Origin of the sequence: Streptomyces sp. NPDC057474 (assembly GCF_042802555.1) — a bacterium.
GTDB lineage: Bacteria > Actinomycetota > Actinomycetes > Streptomycetales > Streptomycetaceae > Streptomyces.
The window spans coordinates 21,823-28,543 of the sequence record NZ_JBHVDX010000127.1; the positions used below are offsets into that span (position 1 = coordinate 21,823).

At 73.6% G+C, this 6,721-nt stretch carries 4 protein-coding genes; 3 read left to right on the forward strand and 1 reads right to left on the reverse strand.

Annotated elements, in window-relative coordinates; translation table 11 throughout:
- Window positions 1–43: 43 nt before the first annotated feature.
- Window positions 44–1,606, reverse strand: coding sequence for an amidohydrolase (locus tag ACFU53_RS29435; protein ID WP_383998799.1), 1,563 nt, complete (start codon window positions 1,604–1,606; stop codon window positions 44–46).
- 228 nt (window positions 1,607–1,834) lie between these two features.
- On the opposite strand from ACFU53_RS29435, the gene ACFU53_RS29440 reads away from it, so the two are divergent.
- The 3 genes from ACFU53_RS29440 to ACFU53_RS29450 are packed head-to-tail and all read left to right on the forward strand — an operon-like array spanning window position 1,835 to window position 6,686.
- Window positions 1,835–3,754 (forward strand): ABC transporter transmembrane domain-containing protein, encoded by a 1,920-nt coding sequence (locus ACFU53_RS29440; protein WP_383998802.1) that lies wholly within the window; start codon window positions 1,835–1,837, stop codon window positions 3,752–3,754.
- Window positions 3,751–5,619 carry an ABC transporter ATP-binding protein gene (locus ACFU53_RS29445; protein WP_383998805.1) on the forward strand — a complete coding sequence of 623 codons (1,869 nt, stop codon included), beginning with the start codon at window positions 3,751–3,753 and terminating at the stop codon, window positions 5,617–5,619. Before ACFU53_RS29440 ends, ACFU53_RS29445 begins: the two co-directional genes overlap by 4 nt.
- The gene (locus ACFU53_RS29450; RefSeq protein WP_383998808.1) at window positions 5,619–6,686 is read left to right on the forward strand and encodes an iron-siderophore ABC transporter substrate-binding protein; all 1,068 of its coding nucleotides are present in this window, start codon (window positions 5,619–5,621) and stop codon (window positions 6,684–6,686) included. The genes ACFU53_RS29445 and ACFU53_RS29450 overlap by 1 nt, the downstream gene beginning before the upstream one ends.
- The last annotated feature ends 35 nt before the right edge of the window (window positions 6,687–6,721 follow it).

A 6,721-nucleotide genomic window follows, 5' to 3' on the forward strand; every position in this document is an offset into this window, starting at 1 on the left:
GCGCCAGAAGACGGCCTCGCACCCGACGCCGTACTCGTAGACGTCAGAACTCGTCCTCGCCCTCGACGAACGTCCGCACCACCTCGATCTCCCCGATGCGTGACACGTCAACCCGGCGCGGATCGTCGCCCAGCACCACGAGGTCGGCCCGCTTGCCGGGGGTGAGGCTGCCGGCGTCGGTCTCCCAGTGGCAGGAGCGCGCGGCCTCGGTGGTGTACGCGCGCAGGGCCTCCTCGACGGTGATCGCCTCGTCGGCTCCGATGAGGCGGCCGGACTCCGAGGCCCGCTCCGCCATGAACTGGATCGCCCGCAGCGGGGCGCCGTTCGCCACCGGGCGGTCCGAACTGCCGGCGACCCGGACGCCGTGGTCGAGGAAGCCCCGGCCCCGGTACAGCCAGCCGGCCCGGTCCTCGCCCATGATCGTGGCGTAGTCGTCGCCGTAGTAGCGCAGGAAGCTCGGCTGGATGACGACGGTGACGCCGAGCGCGGCCAGCCGGGGGAGCTGGTCGGGGCGGACCAGGCCCGCGTGCTCGACGCGATGGCGTGCCTCCGGGCGGGGGCTCAGCTGCTGGGCCTTCTCCAGCGCGTCCAGGGCGACATCGAGGGCCCTGTCACCGATCGCGTGCACGGCCAGCTGCCAGCCGGCGAGGTGACCCTCGACGATCGTGTTCTCCAGGACCTCGGGCTCGTGCATGAGCTGACCGGAGCCGTCGGTGCCCAGGTAGGGGCTGGTGAGGGCCGCCGTACGGGCCATCATGCCGCCGTCGGTGAAGATCTTGAGCGCGCCGAGGGAGAGCGCGCCCTCCCCGAAGCCCGTACGCAGACCGAGGTCGATCGCCCGGCTCGTGGTGTCCCCGGCGGCCGCGCCGACCGGGCGCAGCGCGTCGGCGGCCACCATCAGCTGTACCCGCACCGGCAGCCGGCCCCGCTCGTGGGCGAGCTGGTACGCGGCGCCCTCGACGGGGCTGTGCCCGAAGAGCCGGGCCCCGACCCCCGCCTCGGCGCACCCCGTGATGCCCTCGGACCGGCAGACGCGCGCGGCGTGCTCGATCGCCGAGGCCAGCGCGGTGAGCGTGTGCGGCGGCCGGGACTGCAGCGCGGCCCCCATGGCGCCCTCCGCGAGGAAACCGTCCGGCCGGGCGACCTCCGCGGACAGGCCGCTCAGCACCGCCGAGTTGACCAGACAGGCGTGCCCGGAGAGATGGCCCAGATACACCTTGCGCCCGGCGCTTACGGCGTCGAGGTCGCTCGCCGTGAGCGGGCGGTCGAGGGTGCGCTGGTCGTAGCCGCCGAAGTCCACCCAGCCGCCTACGGGGGCCTGCGCCACCGCCTCCGCCACCACGCGGAGCACGTCGTCGGCGTGTCGGCTCGGCGCGACACTGGGCGCCCCGGCCTTCAGGCCCGCCCACGCCAGGTGCACATGGGCGTCGATGAAGCCCGGGAGAACCGTGGCGCCGCCCAGGTCCAGCGTCCGCCGCGCCGGCAGCCCTGCCACGTCCTCGTCCAGGCCGACGACGCGCCCCCGCCAGATCCCGAGTTCCCGGGCGGCCGGACGGTCCGGGTCCATCGTGACGATGCGGGCGTTGGTGATCCTGGTGCTGAGCACGTACAGGTCCTTCCGGTCGGGGCGGTCGCCCGGTGAAGTCTCGTATCGGTGAAGTGCCGTAGTCCGCCTGCCAGTTGACGGGTCGGTCGGATAATGTCCCAGCGTTCGGGGGAGGTCGGTGAGGTCTCGAAGAGGTTGCAGGGCTGGCCCAGGAAGGCAAATGTAGTTAGCCTTACCTAAGTTTTATTGTACGTATCCTGTGTTGGCGAAACCGGTCCGGAGTGTTGCGTGAGAAAAGCGGACCCACCGGGACGGAACGTCCTGTGGCGCGCGGTCGGCGGACAGCGTCGGGACGTCGTGCTGGGCTCGGTTCTGGGGATGGGGCACCAGACGGGCGAGGCCCTCGTGCCGGTGCTCATCGGACTGGCCATCGAGCGCGGAGTCGTGGACGGCGACGTGCCCGGACTGCTGCTGTGGCTCGCCATCCTGGCCGCCGTGTACGTCGGACTCTCCTTCAGCTTCCGCTTCAGCGCGAGGGCGGGTGAGCGCGCCGCCGTCACCGCAGCGCACCACCTCAGAACCGAACTCGTCGGCCGTGTCCTCGCTCCCGAGGGCGGCGCCGAGGAGGGACGGCTGCCGGGCGAGCTGACGAACATCGCCACCGAGGACGCCAAACGGGTCGGCGCCGTCGCCATGGCCCTCATCGTCGCCTTCGCGGCCACCGCGGGTCTCGTGGTCAGCGCGGTCGCGCTGCTGCGGGTCTCCCTCGCCCTGGGTCTGCTCGTCCTCCTCGGCACCCCGCTGCTGCTGTGGCTGGGGCACCTGCTGAGCAAGCCCCTGGAACGGCGCAGCGAGACCGAACAGGAACGCGCCGCGCAGGCCTCCGGCGTCGCCGCGGACCTGGTGGCCGGACTGCGTGTCCTCAAGGGCATCGGCGCCGAGACGGCGGCCGTCGCCCGCTACCGGCGCGTCAGCCAGGACTCCCTCGCCGCGACCCTGCGCGCCGCCCGCGCCGAGGCCTGGCAGAACGGCGTCGTCACCATCCTCACCGGCACCTTCATCGCCTTGGTGGCCCTCGTCGGCGGACGCCTCGCCGCACGCGGTGACATCGGCCTCGGCGAACTCGTCTCCTCCGTCGGGCTCGCCCTGTTCATCGTCGGCCCGCTCAGCGAGTTCGCGTGGGTCAACGCCGAGCTGGCGCAGGGCCGCGCCTCCGCCGCCCGTATCGCGGAAGTGCTGGACGCCCCCGGTGCCGTGTCCGAGGCACCGTCCGCCGACGCCGTCCCGGCCGGCGGCATCGAGGGACGGCTGACGCTCCGCGCCCTCACGTACGGCACCCTGCGCGGCGTCGACCTCGACATCGCCCCCGGCGAGACCGTCGGCGTCGCCACCACCGACCCCGCCGACGCCTCCGCCCTGCTGCGCTGCCTCGGCCGCCGCGTCGACCCCGACGAGGGCGCCGTGGAACTGGACGGCACGGAGCTGACCGCGCTGGGCCTGGGCGACGTACGCGCGGCGATCCTCGTCGCCGAGCACGACGCGGACCTGTTCGAGGGCACGGTCCTGGAGAACGTCACGGCGGCGGTCCCCGCCGTCGCACCGGCGGGAGCCTCGGCCGCACCGGCGGGAGTGACGGCCGCACCGGCGGGAGCCTCGGCCGTATCGGCGGGAGCGACGGCCGTATCGGCGGGAGCGACGGCCGCATCGGGGGGAGCCTCGGCCGTACCGGCGGGAGTGGCGGCCGCACCGGCGGGAGTGGCGGCCGTATCGGCGGGAGTGGCGGCCGCACCGGCGGGAGTGGCGGCCGTATCGGCGGGAGTGGCGGCCGCGATGGCCGCCTCCGGCACGGACGAGGTCGCCCGGGCGCTGCCCCATGGCGTCGACACGGCCGTCACCGCACGCGGCCGTTCGCTCTCCGGCGGACAGCGGCAGCGGGTCGCCCTGGCCCGGGCCCTGGCCGCCGACGCGCCGGTCCTCGTCGTGCACGAGCCCGCCACCGCCGTCGACGCCGTCACGGAAACACGGATCGCCGCCGGGATCAGGGACGTCCGCGGCGGGCGCACCACGCTCCTGGTGACCAACAGCCCGGCCCTGCTCGCCGTCACCGACCGTGCCGTCCTCCTCCGCGACGGCCGGGTCACCGCGACCGGCGAACACCAGCGCCTCGTCCACGAGTGCGCCGACTACCGTACGGCGGTTCTCACATGACCCAGCGATCCGACGCCGCCGAGGCCGCTCCCCGCGGCGGCGACCGCACCGGACCCGAACTGCTGCCCGTCGCCACCCCCGCCCGTACCCGGGCCGCGGTCGCCGAACTGCTGCGCCCGCAGAGGCGGCTGGCGCTGTCCGCCTTCACCGTGATGGTCGGTTCCACGGCCGTCGGCCTGCTCGTGCAGCCCCTGCTGGGCCGGATCGTCGACCTGGCCGCCGACCGCGGTTCCACCGACGCCATCACGGCCACGGCGGCCCTGCTGGTGGCCGTCGCCGTGGCCCAGGGCGTCACCGCCGGGTTCGGGCTGTCGCAGATCGCCCGGCTGGGCGAGACGACCCTGGCCCGGCTGCGCGAACGCTTCGTCGAACGCGCCCTGGCGCTCCCGCTGGACCGGGTCGAGAAGGCCGGCGCCGGCGACCTGACCGCCCGGGTCACCGCCGACGTCTCCCTCATCGCCGACGCGGTACGGGGCGCGCTGCCCGCGCTGGGTCGTTCGCTGCTCACCATCGTCCTCACCTTCGGCGCCCTGGCCCTGCTCGACTGGCGGTTCCTGCTGGCTGCGCTGCTCGCGGTCCCCGTACAGGTGGCCACCGCACGCTGGTACGTCGCCCGTGCCATCCCGCTCTACGCCGAGCAGCGGGTGGCCGCGGGCGCCCAGCAGCAGCAGATGCTCGACACCATCGGCGGCAGCTCCACCGTGCGGTCGTTCCGGCTGGGGCGGGAGCACACCGAGCGGGTCACCGAACGGTCCTGGTCCGTGGTGGCGCTGACCATGCGGGGCGTACGGCTCGTCCTCGGCTTCTACAGCCGGCTGCACATCGCCGAGTACATCGGGCTCGCCGCCGTCCTCGTCACCGGCTACTGGCTGGTCCGCGACGGCTCCGCCAGCATCGGTACGGCGACCGCCGCCGCCCTGTACTTCCACAGTCTGTTCGGCCCCGTCAACGCGGCCCTCGCCCTCCTGGACGACGCCCAGTCGGCCACGGCGGGCCTCGCCCGGCTCGTCGGTGTCACGGACGAGCCGGTGCCCCCGGTGCCGGCGCACACCGTCGAGGCCGGCGGCGTCGACGTCACCGTCCGAGGTCTCGGCCACGCCTACCGGCCCGGCCACCCCGTCCTCCACGACATCGACCTGACGATCCGGCACGGCGAGCGCGTGGCCCTCGTCGGCGCCAGCGGAGCCGGCAAGACCACCCTGGCCAGACTCGTCGCGGGCATCCAGCCGCCCACCACCGGCAGCGTCCAGGTGGGCGGGATCCCGCCCAGCGAACTCGGCACCGCCGCCTCCCGCACGATCGCCCTCATCACCCAGGAGACCCATGTCTTCGCGGGCCCTCTCGCCGACGACCTGCGGCTCGCCCGACCCGACGCCACCGACGACGAACTGCGCGCCGCGCTCGACCGCGTCGACGCGCTGGCCTGGGCCGAGGCCCTGCCCGACGGGCTCGCCACGGTCGTCGGCGACGGCGGCCACCGGCTCAGCGGCGAGCGGACCCAGGCCCTCGCGCTGGCCCGGCTGATTCTCGCCGATCCGCCCCTGGTGATCCTCGACGAGGCCACCGCCGAGGCGGGCAGTGCCGGAGCACGCACGCTGGAGAAGGCGGTCGCCCGCGCCGTGGACGGCCGGACCGCGCTGATCGTCGCCCACCGCCTCAGCCAGGCGGCCACCGCCGACCGCGTCGTCGTCATGGAAGCCGGCCGTGTGGTCGAGAGCGGCACCCACGACGAACTCCACGCCGCGCGGGGCCCCTACGCCGCTCTCTGGTCGGCCTGGTCGGACGCCCGCGACACCGGCCCCCGGCCGGCCCCCGAGACCCCCACACATATTGCTCCACAGGAACCCGAACCGAAGGACCGCTGATGTTCCGCTCCCGCAGAGCGCCACGGCTCGCCGTCGTGCTCGCCTCCGCCACCCTGCTCCTCGCCACCGCGTGCGGTGGCGGCGATTCGGACTCCGGCGCGTCGGACGCCGGCGCGGAGGCGAGCACCTCCTCCGGCGAGTCCGCCTTCCCGGTCTCCATCGACCACAAGTACGGCAGCACCACGATCAAGGCCGAACCCAAGCGGATCGTCACTGTCGGCCTCACCGACCAGGACGCGGTCCTCGCCCTCGGCAAGGTCCCCGTAGGCACCACCGAATGGCTCGGCGGCTACAAGGGCGCCATCGGCCCCTGGGCCGAGGACAAGCTCGGCTCCGCCGCGGCACCGACCGTCCTCAAGGACACGGGCACCGGCCCGCAGGTGGAGAAGATCGCCGCCCTCAAGCCCGACCTGATCCTCGCGGTGTACGGCGGCCTCACCAAGGAACAGTACGAGTCGCTGTCCACGTTCGCGCCCGTGGTCGCACAGCCGAAGGCGTACAACGACTACGGCGTCCCGTGGCAGGAGCAGACCGAGACGATCGGCAAGGCGCTCGGCAAGCCGGACGAGGCCGCCGCGGCGGTCGAGGAGACCGAGGAGACGATCGCGAAGGCCGTCGCGGAACACCCCGAGTTCAAGGGCAAGAGCGCCGTGATGGCCACGCCGTACGAGGGCATGTTCGTCTTCGGCAGCCAGGATCCGCGCTCGCACCTCCTCACCGACCTCGGGTTCGTTCTGCCCGCAGACCTGGACAAGGTGATCGGGGACCAGTTCGGCGCCAACATCAGCAAGGAGCGCACCGACCTGCTCGACCAGGACGCCATCGTGTGGCAGGTCACCGACGTCGCCAAGGACGCCGACAAGCTGCACAAGGATGCCTCCTACAAGGACCTGACCGTGGTCGAGGAGGGTCGCGAGGTCTACGTCAGCGAGACCAGCGACTACGGCAACGCCCTGTCCATGGGTACGGTCCTCGGCCTGCGGTACGTCGTCGAACGGCTGGTCCCGCAACTGGCGGCCGCCGTCGACGGCAAGACGGACACCAAGGTGGAGCAGCCCGCGTCCTGACGCGGTCGGGGGAACGAGGGAGGGGGGCCGGTCAC